Origin of the sequence: Streptomyces sp. NPDC094143 (assembly GCF_040303825.1) — a bacterium.
Lineage (GTDB): Bacteria > Actinomycetota > Actinomycetes > Streptomycetales > Streptomycetaceae > Streptomyces.
In genome coordinates, this window is record NZ_JBEOTZ010000031.1 from 37,373 (window position 1) to 55,294 (window position 17,922).

The following is a 17,922-nucleotide window of genomic DNA, read 5'->3' on the forward strand; positions in this document are numbered from 1 at the left end:
TTCGCAGCCGGGCGGAATCTCCCTGAGGCCCGTATTCCCCAGGACGTCGGATTTTCTCACGAACGTAACTCAGCCCAGCGCGGATGCCGCCCCCTTGAACACGAGTCCGGCGCCGAGGACGACGACGGCGAAGGCCGAGCCCAGCGGGGCGGTCCGGCGCACCAGGGCCGCCAGCGGGCCCGCCGTCCAGCGGGGGCGCCGGTCCAGGAGCCGGGTCATGCCGCTGCCGGCCTTGACGACGGCGTACCCGGCGGCCGTGAGGGTGAGGGCCAGGCCCACGCCGTAGGCCACGACGAGCAGCAGGCCGAACCAGGCCTGCCCGAGCGCCGCGGCACCGACCAGCACCACCACGGCCGAAGGGCTGGGCACGAGCCCGCCCGCGAAGCCCATGAGGATCGTGCCGCGCAGGGTCGGGGCGACGGGGTGGCTGTGGGTGAGCCCGCCGTGGGTGTGCTCGACCGTGTGGGGGTGGGGGTGGGGGTGGGTGTGGGTGTGGTCGTGCGGGTGGCTGTGGGCGTGGGCGTCGTCGTGGGCGTGGGTGTCGTGGTGATGGTGATCGTCTTGCTCGTGCTCGTGCTCGTGCTCGTGCTCGTGCTCGTGCCCGTGCCCGTGCCCGTGCCCGTGCCCGTGGCCCGGGGCGTGCGGGTGGGTGTGCGTGCGGTTGCGCAGGGCGCGGCGGAGGAGGCTCGCGCCGGCCAGGGTCACCAGGATGCCGCTGGCGACGCCGAGCCAGGCGATCACCGACGGGGCCGCCGCCGAGCCCGCCGTGACGAGGAGGCCCAGGGCGACCACGCCGAGGGTGTGGGTGACCGTCACCGAGGCGGCCATGGGCCAGACGTCCTTCATCCGGGCCCGGCCGCCCCGGGCCGCGGCCGTCGCGGCCATGATGGTCTTGCCGTGGCCCGGGGCGAGCGCGTGCATCGCGCCGAGGACCACGGCGATGCCGAGGGCGAGCGCGGCGAAGCCCGCGGTGAGGTCGTGCCGGGCGACCAGCTCGTCCAGCGCGCGCGTCCAGCGGTCGGCGCCGCGCGGCAGCACCGAGGCGGCGGGGGCGTCCGACTCCTCGTCGGCCAGGGCGGGTCCGCCCGGGCGGACCCGCAGCGCGGCGGCGGCCGTGTCGGCCGGCGAGGACAGCAACTCTTCCGGATAGCCGGTCAGTTCGCCCGAGACCGACGTCTCCGGCACGTCCGACGCGGCGAGCGTCATACGGTCGCCGCGGGCCGTGATCTCCCGCCAGCCCGGCCCGGACGAGGCGCCCGCGCCGCGGAAACCCAGCAACACGGACTTCCGGTCCCGGGGAAGGGGAGCGGTCAGCGCGCACTCCACCCGGAGGGTGTCGAGCCCCGCCTGCCCGGGCCGCACGCGCGCGTGACTGCGCTCGGCGGTCAGGGCGACCGCGCGGCCGTCGACGGTGACGCGGCTGTCCTCGGCGGCCGTGGCGCACCGCTCTCGGGCCCACATCGCCATGCCGAGGCGCTCGATGTCCGGCTTCGCCTGGGTCGCCGGGATCTCGGCGAGGTCCTCGACGTGCCGGACCCGCAGTTCGCCGGGCGCGGCGACCAGGCCGTCGTAGCGGTTGACGGTGAAGTTGCCCAGCGGGTGGGCGCTCGCCGTGGCGGCGGGCAGCAGGGTGAGCGTGCAGGCGGCCGTGAGGACGGCGGCGCCGGACGCGAACAGCCGGCGCACGGTCACCGGTTCCCCTCCAGGGCGTCGAGTGCGGTCCGGGCCTCACGCGCGCCGAGGGGCGAGAAACCGGGGTTCAGGTCGAGCGCGGCCTTCAGGTGCTCGCGGGCCGCGCGCTCGTTCCCGGTGGCGCGCTCGATGACCCCGCGGTGGTACAGGAAGGCCGCGTTGCGGTAGCCGGTGGCGGTGGCCCGGCGGGCGTACGGCAGGGCCTCCTCGTCGCGGCCGTTGACGTGCAACGCCCAGGCGAGGGCGTCGGCGGTGTGCACGCTGTGGCGGCGGTCCCACTCGGCGCGGGCGGCGCGCAGGGCCGCCTCGTGGTCGCCGTGGTCGGCGGCGGCCAGGGCCGCGTCGAGGTCGGCGTTGACACCGCCCGCCCGGGCGAGGGACGTCCAGGCGTCCACGAGGGCGTACTGGTCACCGGCCCTGGCCCGGTCGCCTTCGCCGCCGCGGGCCTCGTACAGCTCGCCGAGCGCGACGAGGGGGCCGGGCAGCGGGGAGCGCGCGACGACCTGCTCCAGTCCCCGTACGGCGGCGGCCCGGTCGCCCCGCGCGGCCTGGGCGCGGGCGCGGCCCTCCAGGGCGGGGAGGTACTCGTCGTCGGCGGCGAGGGCGCGGGCGTAGAGGCCGAGGGCCGACTCGTAGTCGCCCTGGTTCCAGGCCAGTTGGCCGAGTGCGGTGGCCACGTAGGCGACATCGGCGGGAGCGCTCGCGGCGTCCAGGGCGCGCTGGAGCACCTCGCGCGCCGTGCGGATGTCGCCGCGCAGTTCGTGCACGTACGCGTACCGCGTGAAGACCGGCACCCCGGGGCGCCGGTCGTCGGCGGTCCCGGCGGCCTCGGCGGCGTCGTCGTAGCGGCCGAGTTCGACGAGCGCGTCGATACGGGTGCACAGGGCGCGTTCGTTGTAGGGGTTCTGCTGCAGGGCCCGGTCGGCGTGGGCCAGGGCGCCGGGGAAGTCGTGCCGGGCGGCGGCGAGGGCGGCCCGGCCGGCGAGGGCCTGGTCGTTGCCGGGCCGGAGGGAGAGGGAGCGCTGGAGCGCGCGTTCGGCCTGCGGGTAGCGCGAGGGGTCGCCCTTGGCGCGGGCCTGCTCGACGTAGGCGACGCCGAGGGTGGCCCAGCTGCCGAAGTCCCGGGGCTGGGCGCGCAGGTGCCGCTGCAGGGACGCGATGCCCGCGCCGAGATCGCCCCGGGCGAGATCGCCGGGCGACAGGGCCCCGGCGGCGGACACGGCGGCGACCCCGCCGGCCTCGCCCCCACCGCCCCCGAAGGCCACGGCCCCACCGGTCAGCGCCACGGCCAGCAGCGCGGCACACCCGGCCAGATGAGCGGCCCGCCAGCGCCGCCCCCGGTCGGCGGCCCGTCGCACCACGTCCACGCGCCGGCCGGTGTCGGTGCCGGTGCTGTCGGTGGCGTCGGTGGCGTCGGTGTCCTCGGTGTGAGGCGAGCCGGCGTCGGTGCGGCGGGTGCGGGCAGCGCTGTCCGTGCGGCCGGTGCCGTCGGTGTCGGCGGCGTCGGCGTCCGCGTCCGACTGGTCGGTGGCAGGGGAAGCCGGCGCGGCGGGGCAGGTGTCCGGGTGGGCCCCGGCCCCGGCCGTCTCGGTCCTCGCGTCGCTCTCGGTCCCCGCCTCCTCCGCAGCCGGCGTCACGGCAGCCGCACCGCCGGCCCGTCCCACGGGCCCCGGTGCGCCGGTCCCGGCCTCGGGGTCCGGCGACGGCGGCCGGTCGCCGGACCTGCCCGGTGTGCTGTCGGTCGTACGCGGAGGCATGACCTCTCCTCGGTCGGATGTGCGGGTGGGGATGCGGGAGGTGGCGGCGCGGCCCGTGCCGTGGGGGGTGGGGGACGGGCCGCGCCGGTCGGGGGCGGAACGGGGCGGTGCGGTCAGTACGCCCGGTTCCGCATGCGGCGCCACCACATCAGGGCCGCGCCGATCAGGACGATGCCGCCCGCCCCGGCGCCGGCGGACGCGGCGATCAGGCGCATGTCGTCCGAGCCCTGCGCGCCGGCCGGCTGGAGCGCGTCGCCCAGCTGGCTGCGGACGTCGTTGCCGCCGTCCACGCCCTTGGCGAGCGGACCGCGCGAACCCTCCGTCGGCAGCGCGACGTACGGGAAGGACTTCTCGAACTCCTTGTCGTTCTTGTCGACCGCGTCACCCAGGTCGTTCTTCGCGCCCAGCAGCTCGCCCTCGACGACCTGGAGCGAGGCGTCGATCACGTCGTCGGTGAGGCGGCGGCCGTTCGGGAAGCCCGCGGTGTCACCGTCCAGGACGCCCAGCCGCTTCGGCTCGGCGGCCGGCTTGACGGACGTGTTCAGCCGCAGTTGCTCCGACGGCGTCACGTGCGGCGGCTGGTTGAGGTCCTTGACACCCTTGAGGAAGACGTCGACCAGGTCGTTGCGCGGCTCGTCCGGGGCCGGGATCTTGTAGATCGCCTCGATGAGCTTCGGCAGCTCCGGGTTGGTGACGTTCCTCAGGAACTGGGCGTCGTCCCGCGGCGCGGACGCGTTGAACTTGTCCTTGTCCTTCAGCGGGTTGACGACCTCGTTGACCAGCGGGTTGCCGAGGCGCGAGACCTGTGAGAAGTAGCCCCGCGCGTTCTTGCGCTGGGTCGTGGACCAGATGCCGACGACCGGCTGGTCGTGCGACTCGGTCAGGAAGCTGTTGGGGACCTGCAGGGCTATGGAGTTGACGTTGTAGCCCTTGAGGGTGTCGTTGCCGACCTCGGAGAGGTTCCCGCCGTACAGCAGGTCGAAGACGCGCAGATCCAGGAAGAACGGGTCGTCGGCCTGCCCGGCGAACGTCTGCGCGCCCCCGGCGAGCTTGTGCACCGCCTGCTTGCGCAGCGCGGCGTAGTCCCGCATCGACGCCTTGCCGACGTTCGACGGCGCCACCGGCACGTCGTCGGCGACCTTGGTCTTCGACACCGCCTTCAGATGGCGCAGCTTGATCAGTTCCAGGTCGTACGTCTGCGTGATGTTCAGATCCGGATCATCCAGGCTCTCGACGGGACCGGTGTTGTAGAGGAACGTCTTGTCGTTCTTCGTGTGCGTCTTGAACGTGTAGCGGAACAGCAGGTCTTCCTGCGCGTCCCCGTCGTTGTCGACGCGCAGGTCGTACTGCGCGTCCTCGGCGAAGGTGAAGAAGTTGGGGCCGCCGGCCGGTTCCTCGAAGGGGATCCAGTTGGCGATGATGGTCGTCGTGTCCGGCTTGTCCGGGCTGACGAACGCGTACACGTCCGTGTTGTCGTACTGCGGGGTCCCCGAGATCAGCGGGGCCTCCCGGTGACTGGAGGCGGAGGCCGCCTCAGGTTCCAGCGCGGTCACGCCGGCGGCCGCGAGCCCGCCGGCGGCCAGCGCACCACAGATCGCGGTCGCGATGCTCCCGCGTCCCGCACCGGTCCTGGAGATAGGTGTCATGCCGTCCGTCCTCCGTGCCAACTTGCCTGACACACACCCTTCGGAGCGGCCGGCGAAGCGGATTGGTCGAATCCCAAACGTTCTTACGGCGCGCCTGAAAAGTTGTTTCATCGCCGGCGACCCGCGTTTTCGGCGCGCTGATCCGTAACCCCGTCCGGAGGTGTGTGCGTTGCGAATGCCTCGCGTGAGGGGACAGGCCCGGTGCGGCCTCGGAGAGGGGGACCGAGTGGAGGCGGACGAACTGCTGCTGCTCGTGGCGAGCGGAGACCAGAGGGCGTTCGAGGATCTGTACGGACTGGTGTCCGGCCCGGTGTTCGGGCTCGTACGGCGTGTGGTGCGCGACCCCGCCCAGTCGGAGGAGGTGGCTCAGGAGGTGCTGCTCGAACTGTGGCGGTCCGCCGCGAGGTTCGACCCGGGGCGCGGCAGCGCCATGTCCTGGATCCTCACCCTGGCCCACCGCCGTGCCGTCGACCGGGTGCGCAGCGCCCGCGCGGCCGGGGAGCGGGAGCGGCGCGAGGCACTGCGCGCCGGCCAGCCGGCCTTCGACCACGTCACCGAGGAGGTCGAGGCGGGCCTGGAACGCGAGTGGGTGCGCCGCTGCCTGGACCGGCTCACGGTCCTGCAGCGCCAGTCCGTCACCCTCGCCTACTACGAGGGCTACACCTACCGTGAGGTGGCCGAGCAGCTCTCCTTGCCGCTCGGCACGGTCAAGACGCGGATGCGTGACGGGCTGACCCGGATGCGCGAGTGCCTGGGAGGCGTGGCATGAGCCTGTTCCGCCGCGAGGACCTGCACTCGCTCGCCGCGCCCTACGCGCTCGACGCTCTCGAACCGCCCGAGCGGATCCGCTTCGAGAGGCACCTGACGGACTGCGACCGCTGCGCCGCCGAGGTACGCGCCCTGTCCGAGGACGCCGTCCGGCTGGCCTGGTCCACCGCCGCCCCGGCCCCGGCCGCGCTGCGTGACCGGGTGATGGCCGCCGTCCGGACGACGCCGCAGGACCCCGCGCCGCAGGAGGCGCGCGAGAGGGCACGCGCGCGTGTGCCGCAGTTGCCGCCGCACGTGTGGGGCGCCCAGCCGCCGCCCCGGCAGCGGGCGCGGACCCGGATGCCGCTGTTCGTGCCCTTCGCCACGGCCACCGCCGCCGCGGCCCTCGTCGTCGCCTCGCTGTTCGCCGTGCAGGCGAACCGGACCCAGGACGAACTGGCCGCCGAGCGCGACCGGTCACGTGAGATCGCCCACGTTCTGGCAGCTCCGGACGCCCGTGCGAGCAGCGGACGCGACGGGCGCGGCCGCACGATCGGAGTGATCGCTTCCGCCACGGAGGGGAGCGCGGTGGTCACCCTCGGCGGATACGACGCCCCGCCGGGCGGCCGGGTGCACCAGTTGTGGCTCATGCGCCCGGGCGCGCAACCGCGCTCCCTCGGCCTCTTCCAGGGCGACACGCCGCTGGTCGCGACGGGTCTCGGCACCTCCGCGACGTCACTGGCCGTGACCGTCGAGCCCGCGGGCGGATCGCCGCAGCCCACTACGCTGCCGATCGTCCAACTCGCCCTGAAATCTGTAGGATTCGGAGAGTGACCGGGGATACATCGTCAACCCCCTTATGGGGAAGGTGAATCCTGTGACCGCGATACACGTGTGCCGGGACGGGGCGATAGGGTTAACCTGCCCGGGCCGGGTGGACTCGTACGGGTGGGGAGTGACATGGAACAGATAACAGTGCGCAGCAGGGCCAGGGTCCCTGCGATCACCTGCGGGAGCAGCGCGACCAGTTCGCGCCTCGACCGCCACCTCTCGGTGCTCGGCGGCCCTGCCGTCCCGCAGCGGGAGACGGTCGAGGCGACCTCGCTGATGCGTGAACTGACCGCGCGTCAGCCGCACGACCGCAGCGGCAGGGGTGCGCGCGTGCGTCGCGTCTCGCTCTTCGCGCCGCTGCGCCGGCTGCGCCGTTCGCTCTTCGGCAGCAGGTAGGGGTCCGTGCTCGGGCGGTCGCACCGCCCCCGGCGCACGCTGCGCACTCGTCGTCCGTCATCCCCGCGGCACGCAGCGGCGCCAGGTGTGTTCCCGAGCGCGGTACGCCCCCGGTCGGTGTCCCGACCCACCCGGCAGTGACCGGGGGCTCCGCGCGGCCCCGGTGTCCGAACCGCCCGCTCACCGCTCGCCGTGCGCGTACCGCCGCACGGCCAGGGGCACGAACACCCCCAGCAGTACGGCGCACCACAGCAGTGACCCGGCGACCGGGTGGGCCACCGGCCAGGCCGCCCCGTCGGGCACCGGGGCGTTGCCGAAGAGTTCCCGCAGAGCCGTCGCCACCGCGCTGATCGGATTCCACTCGGCGACCGTCCGCAGCCGGCCCGGCAGCCCGCTCGTCGGGATGTACGCGCTCGACAGCAGCGGCAGCAGGAACGTCGCCCCGCCGAGCTGACCGGCCGCGTCCTCACTCCGGGTGAGCAGGCCGAGGTAGATTCCGGCCCAGGTGCACGCGAAGCGGAACAGCAGCAACAGCCCCATGGCCCCCGCCGCTTCCAGCGGCCCGCCCTCGACGCGCCAGCCCACCGCGAGCCCCACCAGCAGGAACGGCACCGTCCCGGCCGCCGTCACCACCAGGTCCGCGACGGCCTGCCCCAGCGGTACGGCCGCCCGGCTCATCGGCAGGGTGCGGAAGCGGTCCGTCACGCCCCGGTGCGTGTCCTGGGCCGCCTGGAACATGCCGGTCATGATCCCGCCCGCGGCGGTCGCCACCAGCAGGCCTGGCACGAGGAACGACCGGTAGGCCTCGCCCGGCACCGCCAGCGCACTGCCGAAGACGTAACCGAAGAACAGCAGCATGCTGACCGGCATCGTCTGGGTGAGGATCAGCAGACCCGGGTTGTTGCGCATCCGCAGCAACTGGCGGCCCAGCATGGCGGTCCCGTCGTGAGCCAGCGTGCTCATGCGGCACGCTCCTTCACGGCGCCGGCGGTGCCGGTCCCGGTGAGGCGCAGGAACACGTCGTCCAGAGTCGGGGGCCGCAGGCTCACGTCGAGCAGGGGCACGCCCGCCGTGTCCAGGGCGCGCACCAGCAGCGGCAGCGTGAGCGTCGGGTCCTTGCTGACCGCGCCGACGGCGTTGCGCTCCCGGTCGAGCGAGGGCTGCGTGCCCGTCAGCCGGTCGAGCACGCCCGCCGCCTTCGCCAGTACGTCCGGGTTCGTCACGACGACCTCGGCGTGCGCCCCGACGAGCGCCTTGAGCTGCGCCGGCGACCCGGTGTGCGCGACCCGGCCGCGATCCACCAAGGCGATGTCGTCGGCGAGGCGGTCGGCCTCCTCCAGGTACTGCGTGGTGAGCAGCACGGTCGTGCCCCCGGCGGTCAGGCCGCGCACCGCGTCCCAGATGAGCGTGCGGCTGGCCGGGTCGAGTCCGGTCGTCGGCTCGTCCAGGAACAGCGCCTCGGGGCGGCGGATCAGACTCGCGGCGAGGTCGAGGCGGCGCCGCATGCCGCCGGAGTAGGTGGAGGCGGGCCGGTCGGCGGCCTCCGTCAGGCCGAAGCGGTCGAGGAGTTCCGCGGTCCGGTCCGCCGCGCCACGCACTCGGTGCAGCCGGCCGAACAGCCGCAGGTTCTGACGCCCCGTGAGGTCGCCGTCGATCGAGGTGTCCTGCCCGGTGACGCCGATCCGGCTCCGCACGGCGGCCGCCTCGCGGACCAGGTCGTGGCCCGCGACCCGAGCGGAGCCCGCGTCCGGCCGCAGCAGCGTGGTCAGCAGGCGCAGGGCCGTGGTCTTCCCCGCCCCGTTCGGCCCGAGGATCGCGCACACCGTCCCCTCGGCCACCGCGAGGTCCAGCCCGCGCAGGGCACGGACCTCGCCGAACCGCTTTTCGAGACCTTCACTAAGTACAGCGTACGTAGAAGTCATGGCAGGACCATAGCGCACTACGTACGATGTACGTAACTAGGATGGTGGCCGAGGTGATGACCGATGGCGGGCCGACCGGCCGTACCCGAAGTGATCTGGGCGCGCCCCGAGCGCACCGGCCGTGGACCGAAGCCGGCGTTCACGCGCGCCGACATCGCGGCGGCGGCGGTGCGGATCGCGGACGAACGGGGGCTGGACGCGGTGTCGATGCGGCACGTGGCCGCCGAGCTGGGCTGCGGCACGATGTCGCTGTACAACTACGTCCCCCGCAAGGAGGACCTGTACGAGCTGATGATCGACGCCGTCGGTGCCGAACACGAGCTGTTCGAGCCCACGGGCGACTGGCGCGCCGACATGCTCCGCAACGCTGAGGAGACCCGGGCCATCATGCGCCGCCACACCTGGCTGCCGCGGCTGATGGCCGGCGTGTACGGCTTCAGCCCCAACACCCTGCGCTACCTGGAGCACTGCCTGGCCTGCCTCGAACCGCTGGACGTCCCGGCCGGCACGAAGACGGAGCTGATCGCGCTGCTCAACGGCGTGGTCACGACGTACACCGCGAACGACATCGCGACCGTCGAACGCACCCGCTCCATGCCGTGGTCGGTGGCGGAGGAGAACGCCGCCCGCATGGCCTACCTGGGCAGCCAGGTGGCCACCGGCGCCTACCCGCGGCTGGCCGCGGCGTTCGCAGAGCAGAGCGGGCAGAGCGACCCGATCGACCTGGAGGAGGTCTTCCGGCGGGCACTCGAACGCGTCCTGGACGCCTTCGACCCGAAGCGGCGCTGACCATACCGCGGGAAACCGACGACGAGCCCTGCGCAGGCGTGGACCAAGCCCCGTTCGCTACGCCGGCCCCCGCGCTAGAGCAGCGCCAGCTGTCCCTCGGGGCCTTCCTCCGGGCCGGTCAGGACCGAGGCGGGGTGGCGGGCCGTCGCCGGCACCGGGAGCACGCCCGCCGCGCGCAGCTCCGCCGCCGTGATCGGGTCGGGCACCGAAGACTCCTCCAGGGGCCGCAGGTCGGACAGCAGGGCCAGGACCGTGATCAGCTCCAGGAGTTCCGACGTCCACACCTGCGGCCAGGTCGCCGGGCGGATCGCCGCCAGCGTGCCCGGCTCGGGTGCGGTGACGCGGGCCGCGAACCACTGCTCCAGGACGCGCACGCCGCCCACCTCGTAGTCCCAGGCCTCCGGCGGAACCGGGGAGACGCGGCCCTCGTCCAGCAGCAGGGCCTCCTCGTCCCGGTCGTAGCGCAGGGCCACGGGCCGGGACGGCAGCGGGGCGCGGACATACGGGCGGCGACCGCCGGGGAGCCTCGGGCGCTCACCGTCGCGGCGCATCAGCCACAGCAGCCGGTGGCCGTGCTCCAGGCCCCGCTCCCACGCGTCGGCGTCCCCGGTGAGCGGGACGGTGCGGTCCGGGCGGGCCGTGGCCGTGATCCAGGCCAGCACGTCGAGCGGCGCGGGGGCGCCGCCCAGGCGCCCGGCCAGGTGCTCCAGCAGACCCGGGGCCAGGTTCGGCTCCAGGCCACCGGGGCGGCGGAACAGCGGACGCACGCGGCCGGGGCGGAGCAGGGGGAGCAGCGAGGTGGCCAGGAGGGTCTCCGGCGCCTCCACCAGGAAGACCTGCCGTTCGTCCGACACCCGCCACAGCTCCGGGCGGGCCGCGTCGATCAGCCGCTGGTCGGGGATGAGCCACTGCTCGTCGAAGGGCGCGTACAGCACCCGCACCGGCTCCGGGCACGGGCCCGAGGCGCGGACCAGCTTCTCGGTGCCGCTGTCCGCCCGGCCGGGCAGCTGACCGACCGCGCTGTGCAGCGTGCGCGAGCGGCTCGGCTCGAACAGGGCCTCGCGGTCGGGTCCCCCGGCCTTCACCAGGGCGTCCCAGCGGGCCTTCAGGGACCCCGCGTCGGGCCCCGCCGGCCAGCCCCGGCCGAGCCGCGGCGGTGCGACGGACCACGGCATGAGGTCCGCCAGCAGCGGAGCGTCGTCGTGCGTCACGCCCCGCATCGTACGACGTGTCCCGGGCTCCCCAGGGGCGCGGGGAAGCCCGCTCGCGGGCCCGCGGCGCTCACGTGGCCTCCAGGGTCACCGTGAAGGAGAACCGGTCACCGCGGTAGTGGATGACGGCCACGTCCAGGGGGCGCCCCTCGGCGTCGTACGTGACGCCCGTGTAGTGCAGGATCGGGCTCAGCAAAGGGACCTGCAGCAGCCGGGCCGTCTCCGGATCGGCCAGCCGCGCCTCGACCGTGTCCGTGATGCGGCTGATGTCCACCCCCACCACGTCCCGCAGCACCTTGGTCATCGGCCACCGGGCCAGATCGTCCAGGTCGATCCGCGCGGCCAGCTCGGGGCGCACGTAGTTGCGGGCGTGGTTGGTCGGCTCACCGGTCTTCTCGTCGCTGCGCAGCCGGTGGTACGTCGCCACCTCCGCCACCTCCGGGAAGAACTCGGCGAGTTCGCCCGGCACGGGGGTCGTGCCGTGGTCCAGCAGCCGGGTCGTCATGCCGGACTGCTGGGCCACGATCGCGTCCACCGAGCCGAGCAGCCGCACCGGCGCTCCCCGGCGCGCGTCCGGCTCGATGAACGTGCCCCGCCGCCGGTGGCGTGAGATCAGCCCTTCGTCCTCCAGCTCCTTCAGCGCCTGCCGCATGGTCAGCACGCTCACCCCGTAATGCCCGGCCAGCTGCTCCTCCGTGGGCAGCCGCAGCGGGTCCTGGGGCGAGCGGCCGAGGATCGAGGCGCGCAGCGACTGCGACACCTGGTACCAGAGCGGCAGCTTGCGGTTCAGGACGATCGAGTCCGGGGCGAAGGAGGTCACGGGCCATCCGTACCGTCAGGAAATGATCAGTGCAAGGGGCGGAAGTGCCGCTGCAGGCCCTGCCACACGTCGTCGTAGCGCTGCTGGAGGTGCTCGGCCCGGGCCGCGTGCGGCGTGAGGGTCACCGGCCAGCGGGTCTCGAACATGAAGGCCAGGCCGTCGTCGATCTTCTGCGGCTTCAGCTCGGCGGCGCTCGCCCGGTCGAAGGTCTCCCGGTCCGGGCCGTGCGCCGACATCATGTTGTGCAGTGAGCCGCCGCCCGGCACAAAACCTTCTGCCTTGGCGTCGTAGGCGCCCTCGATCAGGCCCATGTACTCGCTCATCACGTTCCGGTGGAAGTACGGCGGACGGAACGTGTCCTCGCCCACGAGCCAGCGCGGCGCGAACACCACGAAGTCGACTCCGGCCAGGCCCGGGGTGTCCGACGGGGAGGTCAGCACCGTGAAGATCGACGGGTCCGGGTGGTCGTAGGTGATGGAGCCGATCACATTGAACCGGCGCAGGTCGTAGACGTAGGGCACATGGTTGCCGTGCCAGGCCACGACATCGAGCGGGGAGTGGTCGTAGGTGGCGGTCCACAGGTTGCCACAGAACTTGTTCACCACCTCCACGGGGCCCTCGACGTCCTCGTAGGCGGCGACCGGGGCCTGGAAGTCCCGGGGGTTGGCGAGGCCGTTGGCGCCGATCGGACCCAGGTCGGGCAGCCGGAAGGGCGCGCCGTAGTTCTCGCACACATAACCGCGGGTGGACTCGTCGAGCAGCTCCACACGGAAACGGACCCCACGCGGGATCAACGCCACATGTCCCGGCTCCGCATGGAGCAGCCCGAACTCCGTGCGCAGCAGCAGTCCGCCGCGCTCCGGGACGATCAGCAGCTCGCCGTCGGAGTCGCTGAACACCCGCTCCATGGAGGCGTTGGCGGAGTAGAGGTGGATGGCGATGCCGGTGCGCTGGGTGGCGTCGCCGTTGCCGCCGAGCGTCCACAGACCCCCGAGGAAGTCCGTCTCGGGCGCCGGGTCGGGCAGGGGGTTCCAGCGCAGGCGGTTGGGGTCGGGCACGGTCTGGGTGAAGGGGGCCGTGCGGAGCGTGCCGTTGTGGGTCCGGGTGAACGCCGGGTGCGCCGCCGACGGGCGGATCCGGTACAGCCACGAACGGCGGTTGTTCGCCCGGGGCTCGGTGAAGGCCGTGCCGCTCAGCTGTTCCGCGTACAGCCCGAGCGGGGCCCGCTGGGGCGAGTTGCGGCCCTCGGGCAGTGCGCCCGGGACGGCCTCGGAGCTGTGCTCGTTGCCGAAGCCGGAGAGATAGGTCAGCCCTTCGGCGGTCTTCCGCGCGTCCGCGCCCATATTCGCTGCTCCTTGCGGTCCGATTCCTATATATCACCGTAGGATTGCGTTTTCCCCCGCGCAAGAGGGACGCGGCCCTCCTCTCGACGGATGACCCGAACCCGACTTGAGGACGATCCGCCGTGCCGGACGTGTGTTCTAGGCTCCCCGCCATGTCGTGGACACGCAGACCCCTCGCCGTGCTCGCGGTCTGTGTCCTCTCCCTGGCCGGATCAGCGGGCTGCGGCTCCAGCGACGCGCCGGACAGCGGTGCGTCGCCCTCACCGGTGGGCAAGCTCCTGGAGGACCGGGACAGGGAGGGGCGGCCCTATCGCGAGGTGGAGCGCGACGGCGCCCCCGACGTCGGCGTCGAGGTGCAGCCCGACGCGGACGGCGGCTGGGACGTGCGCCTGACCGTGCGCAACTTCCGCTTCTCGCCGGCCGGGTCGCCGGCACGGGCGGTGGCCGGGCGCGGCCTCGCGCACCTCTACGTCGACGGTCGCCTGGTCGCCCGGCTGCGCGTCCCCGAGTACCGGCTGTCCGCCCGTCTCGTCCCGCGCGGCACGCACCAGGTCACGGCCCGCCTCTACGCCGACGACGGCACGGTGTGGGCGGTGGACGGCGACCCGGTGGAGACCACCGCCGACGTCACGACCTCACAGCCGGGCCCGGCCGAGACCTCGGCCCCCGCCGGCCGACGGTGGGCACGCACGCACGTGGCACGGAACGCGACCGCCGTCCGGGGACGGGCCGGTATGGACGCGGCGGAGCTTCGACGGTGGGCCGGCACGGGCGCGACGGGCGCGACGGGCGCGACGGGCGCGACGGGCGCGACGGGCGCCCGGGAGCGGGGCCCTGCCGACGCGGCGGGCGCCCGGCCGGGGGTGCGGGCCGGGGTGGCGGGCCGAGGTGGCGGATGTCGGGCCGGGGTGGCGGGCCGGGGTGACTGACGCCGGGCCGGGGGTGCGGGCCGAAGCGGCGGACGTCGGGCCGGGGGTGTGGGCCGAGGTGGCGGACGTCGGGCCGGGGGTGCGGGCCGAGGTGGCGGGTGCCGGGCCGGGGGTGTGGGTCGGGGTGTCGGGCGCCCGGCTGGGGGCGCGTGCCGAGGTGGCGGACGTCGGGCCGGGGTGGCGGGCCGAGGTGGCGGACGTCGGGCCGGGATGGCGGGCCGAGGTGGCGGATGTCGGGCCGGGATGGCGGGCCGAGGTGGCAGACGCCGGGCCGGGGGTGCGGGCCGAAGCGGCGGACGTCGGGCCGGGGTGGCGGGCCGAGGTGGCGGATGTCGGGCCGGGGTGGCGGGCCGAGGTGGCGGATGTCGGGCCGGGGTGGCGGGCCGAGGTGGCGGATGTCGGGCCGGGGGTGCGGGCCGAAGCGGCGGACGTCGGGCCGGGGGTGCGGGCCGAAGCGGCGGATGTCGGGCCGGGGGTGCGGGCCGAAGCGGCGGATGTCGGGCCGGGGGTGTGGGCCGAGGTGGCGGACGTCGGGCCGGGGGTGCGGGCCGAGGTGGCGGGTGCCGGGCCGGGGGTGCGGGTCGGGGTGGCGGGCGCCCGGCTGGGGGCGCGTGCCGACGCGGCGGACGTCGGGCCGGGCGCGCGTACCGAATTGGCGGGCGTCCGGCCCTGGGTGCGCGTCGAGGTGGCGGACGCCTCGTGGGCGACGAGGGGGCGAGGTTCACCGGAGTGGGCCGGAAGGGCATCATGAAGCCCGTGCCCCACGCGACATCGCTCCGTCGTGCGCCCGTGCAGCGGCGCAGTGCCGAACGTCTGGCCAGGATCCTCGACGCCTGCGCCGACCTTCTCGACGAGGTCGGTTACGACGCCCTGAGCACCCGCGCCGTCGCCGAGCGCGCCGGTGTCCCCATCGGCTCCGTCTACCGCTTCTTCGGCAACAAGCGCCAGATGGCCGACGCGCTGGCCCAGCGCAACCTGGACCGGTACTCCGCACGCGTCACCGAGCGCCTGCGCGAGGCCGGCGGCGGGGGCTGGCGCGAGGCCATGGACGCCGTGCTCGACGAGTACCTGGAGATGAAGCGCACCGCGCCCGGCTTCTCCCTCGTCGACTTCGGCAACCAGATCCCGGTCGGCGCCCGCCACGCCGAACCGAACCACCGCGTCGCCGACCGCCTCACCGAGCTGCTCTCCGGCTACCTCGACCGCGAGCCGGACGAGGATCTGCGCCGGGTGTTCCTGATCGCCGTGGAGACCGCCGACACCCTCGTCCACCTGGCCTTCCGGGTCGCGCCCGAAGGGGACCGGAAGATCATCGACGAGGCGCGGGAACTGCTGCGCTCCTATCTGGCCCGGGCCCTCGACTGACCTTGTGACCCCCGAGGCCTCGCCGCCATGCATACCGATCGGTATGCTCGGCCGCGTCAGCGCGTCGCCGTAGCCGCCGCCCCGGGAGGACCCGTGTCCCGCACCGCCCTGCGTATCTGCCCCCTGTGCGAGGCCACCTGCGGCCTGACCCTCACCATCGAGGGAACGCGCGTCACCCACGCCCGCGGTGACCGCGACGACGTGTTCAGCCAGGGGTTCATCTGCCCCAAGGGCGCCTCCTTCGGAGCCGTCGACTCCGACCCGGACCGGCTGCGCACCCCCCTGGTGCGCCAGGACGGCGAGCTGCGCGAGGCCACCTGGGAGGAGGCCTTCGACGCGGTCGCCGCCGGCATCCGGCCGGTCGTCGAGCAGCACGGCCCGCACGCGGTCGGCGTCGTGCTCGGCAACCCCAACGTGCACACCATGGCCGGGGGCCTCTACCCGCCGGTCCTGCTCGCCGGGCTCGGCACCCGCAGCGTCTTCACCGCCTCCACCGTCGACCAGATGCCCAAGCACGTCTCCAGCGGCCTGCTCTACGGAGACGCGAACGCCATCCCCGTGCCCGACCTGGACCGCACCGACCATCTGCTCCTCATCGGGGCCAACCCGCTGGAGTCCAACGGCAGCCTGTGCACCGCCCCCGACTTCCCGGGCCGGCTCAAGGCGCTCAAGGCCCGCGGCGGCACCCTCGTCGTCATCGACCCGCGGCGCACCCGCACCGCCCGGCTCGCCGACCGGCACATCGCCGTGCGGCCCGGCACCGACGCGCTGCTGCTCGCCGCGATGGCCCGCGTGCTGTTCGACGAGGGCCTCGTCGACCCCACCCCGCACGTCCAAGGCGTCGAGGAACTGTCCGTCGCCCTGAGGGAGTTCACCCCCGAGGCCGTCGCCGGGGCCTGTGACGTCGACGCCGGGCTCATCCGCACCCTGGCCCGTGATCTCGCCGCCGCCCCGACCGCCGCCGTCTACGGCCGCATCGGCAGCTGCACCGTCCCGCACGGCACCCTCGCCAGCTGGCTCGTCGACGTACTGAACATCCTCACCGGCAACCTCGACCGCCCCGGCGGCGCGCTCTTCCCGCAGTCCGCCACCGACCGGACCCCGCGCCCCGCCGGACCCGGCCGCGGTTTCGCCCTAGGGCGCTGGCACTCCCGGGTGAGCCGGCACCCCGAGGCGAAGGGCGAACTGCCCCTGTCCGCCCTCGCCGAGGAGATCGACACCGCCACCGAGAAGGGCGAGCCGGTCCGCGCGCTGATCGCCGTCGCCGCCAACCCGGTGCTGTCCGCGCCCGACGGCGACCGGCTCGACAAGGCGCTCGCCTCGCTCGACTTCATGGTCAGCGTCGACCCGTACCTCAACGAGACCTCGCGTCACGCCCACGTGGTCCTGCCCCCGCCCCCGCCCGCCCAGAGCCCGCACCACGACTTCGCCTTCAACACCCTCGCCGTCCGCAACCAGGTCCGCTACACCCGCCCCGCCGTCCCGCTGGAGCCGGGCCGCATGGCCGAGACGGAGATCCTGGCCCGGCTGATCCTCGCCGTGACGGGGATGCACGGGGCCGATCCCGGAGCCGTCGACGACATGGTCGTCGGCCAGACCCTCGGCAAGGCCGTCAAGGAGCCCCACTCGCCCGTGCACGGCCGCGATCCGCGGGAGCTGGCCGCCGCGCTCACCGGCGACAACGGCCCCGAGCGCCGGCTCGACCTGATGCTGCGCCTCGGCCCCTACGGTGACGGCTTCGGCGCGACGCCGGACGGGTTGACCCTGGAGAAGCTGCTCGCGCACCCGCACGGCATCGACCTCGGCCCGCTGCGCCCCCGCCTGCCGCAGCCGTTGAAGACCGCAAGCGGCAAGGTGGAGCTGCTGCCCGGCCCGATCGCCGCCGACCTGCCCCGCCTGCGCGCGGCCCTGGCCGAACGCCCCGAAGGACTCGTCCTGGTGGGCCGCCGGCACCTGCGCTCGAACAACAGCTGGATGCACAACGTGCCCGCCCTCACGGGCGGTTCCAACCGCTGCACCCTGCACATCCACCCCGAGGACGCCGAGCGGCTGGGCGTCGAGGACGGCGCGCCGGTGCGGGTGCGGGGCGCCGGGGGAGAGGTCATCGCGCCCGCCGAGGTCACGGACGCCATCCGGCGGGGCGTGGTGAGCCTCCCCCACGGCTGGGGCCACGACCGCCCCGGAACCCGCCTGCGCCATGCCTCGACGGACCCGGGCGTCAACGTCAACCAGCTCCTCGACGGCCGGCTGCTCGACCCGCTGTCGGGCAACGCCGTGCTCAACGGAGTGCCCGTCGACGTCGCCCCCGCGCCGGCCCCGGGAGGACCGGCGGTGACCGAAAAGCACACCGCTCTGACCTGAGCAAAGCTGTGACCAGCAGTTTTGCGCTTATTGCTCGCACGTCAACGTCTTGTTAACGCTGCTTGAACGGACCTAACGTCTCGGACACCGCCGGCCCTGGTGGGATGTTCAAG

General features: G+C 74.1%; 15 protein-coding genes and 1 pseudogene. 8 read left to right on the forward strand and 8 right to left on the reverse strand.

From position 1 onward, the window contains the following. Positions 1-69: 69 nt before the first annotated feature. From ABTZ58_RS30840 to ABTZ58_RS30850, 3 genes are all read right to left on the reverse strand, one after another. Complete coding sequence (locus ABTZ58_RS30840; protein ID WP_351363704.1) at positions 70-1,692, reverse strand: nickel transporter; 1,623 nt, start codon at positions 1,690-1,692, stop codon at positions 70-72. Next, the gene (locus ABTZ58_RS30845; protein WP_351363707.1) at positions 1,689-3,449 is read right to left on the reverse strand and encodes a tetratricopeptide repeat protein; all 1,761 of its coding nucleotides are present in this window, start codon (positions 3,447-3,449) and stop codon (positions 1,689-1,691) included. The genes ABTZ58_RS30840 and ABTZ58_RS30845 overlap by 4 nt, the downstream gene beginning before the upstream one ends. A gap of 113 nt (positions 3,450-3,562) precedes the next feature. Continuing rightward, positions 3,563-5,095, reverse strand: coding sequence for a DUF4331 domain-containing protein (locus tag ABTZ58_RS30850; RefSeq protein WP_351363710.1), 1,533 nt, complete (start codon positions 5,093-5,095; stop codon positions 3,563-3,565). A gap of 226 nt (positions 5,096-5,321) precedes the next feature. Between ABTZ58_RS30850 and ABTZ58_RS30855 the strand changes: the two genes are divergently transcribed. From ABTZ58_RS30855 to ABTZ58_RS30865, 3 genes are all read left to right on the forward strand, one after another. Beyond that, positions 5,322-5,864 carry a sigma-70 family RNA polymerase sigma factor gene (locus tag ABTZ58_RS30855; protein ID WP_351363713.1) on the forward strand — a complete coding sequence of 181 codons (543 nt, stop codon included), beginning with the start codon at positions 5,322-5,324 and terminating at the stop codon, positions 5,862-5,864. Beyond that, positions 5,861-6,676 (forward strand): anti-sigma factor, encoded by an 816-nt coding sequence (locus ABTZ58_RS30860; protein ID WP_351363716.1) that lies wholly within the window; start codon positions 5,861-5,863, stop codon positions 6,674-6,676. The genes ABTZ58_RS30855 and ABTZ58_RS30860 overlap by 4 nt, the downstream gene beginning before the upstream one ends. 126 nt (positions 6,677-6,802) lie before the next feature. Then, positions 6,803-7,069 carry a hypothetical protein gene (locus tag ABTZ58_RS30865; RefSeq protein WP_033312817.1) on the forward strand — a complete coding sequence of 89 codons (267 nt, stop codon included), beginning with the start codon at positions 6,803-6,805 and terminating at the stop codon, positions 7,067-7,069. A 180-nt stretch (positions 7,070-7,249) separates the two neighbouring features. Here the strand turns inward: ABTZ58_RS30865 and ABTZ58_RS30870 are convergent, their stop codons facing one another. Both ABTZ58_RS30870 and ABTZ58_RS30875 read right to left on the reverse strand, forming a co-directional pair. After that, positions 7,250-8,032 carry an ABC transporter permease gene (locus tag ABTZ58_RS30870; RefSeq protein ID WP_351363719.1) on the reverse strand — a complete coding sequence of 261 codons (783 nt, stop codon included), beginning with the start codon at positions 8,030-8,032 and terminating at the stop codon, positions 7,250-7,252. Next, positions 8,029-8,991 carry an ATP-binding cassette domain-containing protein gene (locus ABTZ58_RS30875; RefSeq protein WP_351363722.1) on the reverse strand — a complete coding sequence of 321 codons (963 nt, stop codon included), beginning with the start codon at positions 8,989-8,991 and terminating at the stop codon, positions 8,029-8,031. Before ABTZ58_RS30875 ends, ABTZ58_RS30870 begins: the two co-directional genes overlap by 4 nt. Positions 8,992-9,054: 63 nt before the next feature. Here ABTZ58_RS30875 and ABTZ58_RS30880 point away from each other — a divergent pair, with 63 nt between their 5' ends. After that, on the forward strand, positions 9,055-9,780 hold the full coding sequence (locus ABTZ58_RS30880; RefSeq protein WP_351363725.1) for a TetR/AcrR family transcriptional regulator: 726 nt from the start codon (positions 9,055-9,057) through the stop codon (positions 9,778-9,780). A 74-nt stretch (positions 9,781-9,854) separates the two neighbouring features. Here the strand turns inward: ABTZ58_RS30880 and ABTZ58_RS30885 are convergent, their stop codons facing one another. The 3 genes from ABTZ58_RS30885 to hmgA all read right to left on the reverse strand — a co-directional run bounded on the left by ABTZ58_RS30885 (position 9,855) and on the right by hmgA (position 13,154). Next, positions 9,855-11,000, reverse strand: coding sequence for a type ISP restriction/modification enzyme (locus ABTZ58_RS30885; RefSeq protein ID WP_351363728.1), 1,146 nt, complete (start codon positions 10,998-11,000; stop codon positions 9,855-9,857). Positions 11,001-11,061: 61 nt separating this feature from the next. Then, a complete protein-coding gene (locus ABTZ58_RS30890; protein ID WP_351363731.1) occupies positions 11,062-11,811 on the reverse strand; it encodes a GntR family transcriptional regulator in 750 nt (249 codons plus the stop codon). Between the two features lie 26 nt (positions 11,812-11,837). Continuing rightward, positions 11,838-13,154 carry a homogentisate 1,2-dioxygenase gene (gene hmgA, locus ABTZ58_RS30895; protein WP_351363734.1) on the reverse strand — a complete coding sequence of 439 codons (1,317 nt, stop codon included), beginning with the start codon at positions 13,152-13,154 and terminating at the stop codon, positions 11,838-11,840. Between the two features lie 152 nt (positions 13,155-13,306). On the opposite strand from hmgA, the pseudogene ABTZ58_RS30900 reads away from it, so the two are divergent. The 4 genes and pseudogenes from ABTZ58_RS30900 to ABTZ58_RS30915 form a co-directional block, all read left to right on the forward strand. Further along, positions 13,307-13,822 (forward strand): annotated as a pseudogene (locus ABTZ58_RS30900) (hypothetical protein); the annotation flags it as partial. A 253-nt stretch (positions 13,823-14,075) separates the two neighbouring features. Beyond that, positions 14,076-14,834 (forward strand): hypothetical protein, encoded by a 759-nt coding sequence (locus ABTZ58_RS30905; protein ID WP_351363737.1) that lies wholly within the window; start codon positions 14,076-14,078, stop codon positions 14,832-14,834. Further along, complete coding sequence (locus ABTZ58_RS30910) at positions 14,831-15,448, forward strand: TetR/AcrR family transcriptional regulator (protein ID WP_351363740.1); 618 nt, start codon at positions 14,831-14,833, stop codon at positions 15,446-15,448. Before ABTZ58_RS30905 ends, ABTZ58_RS30910 begins: the two co-directional genes overlap by 4 nt. 93 nt (positions 15,449-15,541) lie before the next feature. Further along, on the forward strand, positions 15,542-17,809 hold the full coding sequence (locus ABTZ58_RS30915; RefSeq protein ID WP_351363743.1) for a molybdopterin oxidoreductase family protein: 2,268 nt from the start codon (positions 15,542-15,544) through the stop codon (positions 17,807-17,809). Positions 17,810-17,922: the final 113 nt, after the last annotated feature.

Bases quoted from the DNA above. Each gene is read 5' to 3' on its own strand.
- ABTZ58_RS30865 (WP_033312817.1), top strand. From the start codon at position 6,803: ATGGAACAGATAACAGTGCGCAGCAGGGCCAGGGTCCCTGCGATCACC.
- ABTZ58_RS30885 (WP_351363728.1), bottom strand. From the start codon at position 11,000: ATGCGGGGCGTGACGCACGACGACGCTCCGCTGCTGGCGGACCTCATG.
- ABTZ58_RS30910 (WP_351363740.1), top strand. From the start codon at position 14,831: ATGAAGCCCGTGCCCCACGCGACATCGCTCCGTCGTGCGCCCGTGCAG.
- ABTZ58_RS30860 (WP_351363716.1), top strand. From the start codon at position 5,861: ATGAGCCTGTTCCGCCGCGAGGACCTGCACTCGCTCGCCGCGCCCTAC.
- ABTZ58_RS30850 (WP_351363710.1), bottom strand. From the start codon at position 5,095: ATGACACCTATCTCCAGGACCGGTGCGGGACGCGGGAGCATCGCGACC.
- ABTZ58_RS30845 (WP_351363707.1), bottom strand. From the start codon at position 3,449: ATGCCTCCGCGTACGACCGACAGCACACCGGGCAGGTCCGGCGACCGG.
- ABTZ58_RS30870 (WP_351363719.1), bottom strand. From the start codon at position 8,032: ATGAGCACGCTGGCTCACGACGGGACCGCCATGCTGGGCCGCCAGTTG.
- hmgA (WP_351363734.1), bottom strand. From the start codon at position 13,154: ATGGGCGCGGACGCGCGGAAGACCGCCGAAGGGCTGACCTATCTCTCC.
- ABTZ58_RS30875 (WP_351363722.1), bottom strand. From the start codon at position 8,991: ATGACTTCTACGTACGCTGTACTTAGTGAAGGTCTCGAAAAGCGGTTC.
- ABTZ58_RS30880 (WP_351363725.1), top strand. From the start codon at position 9,055: ATGGCGGGCCGACCGGCCGTACCCGAAGTGATCTGGGCGCGCCCCGAG.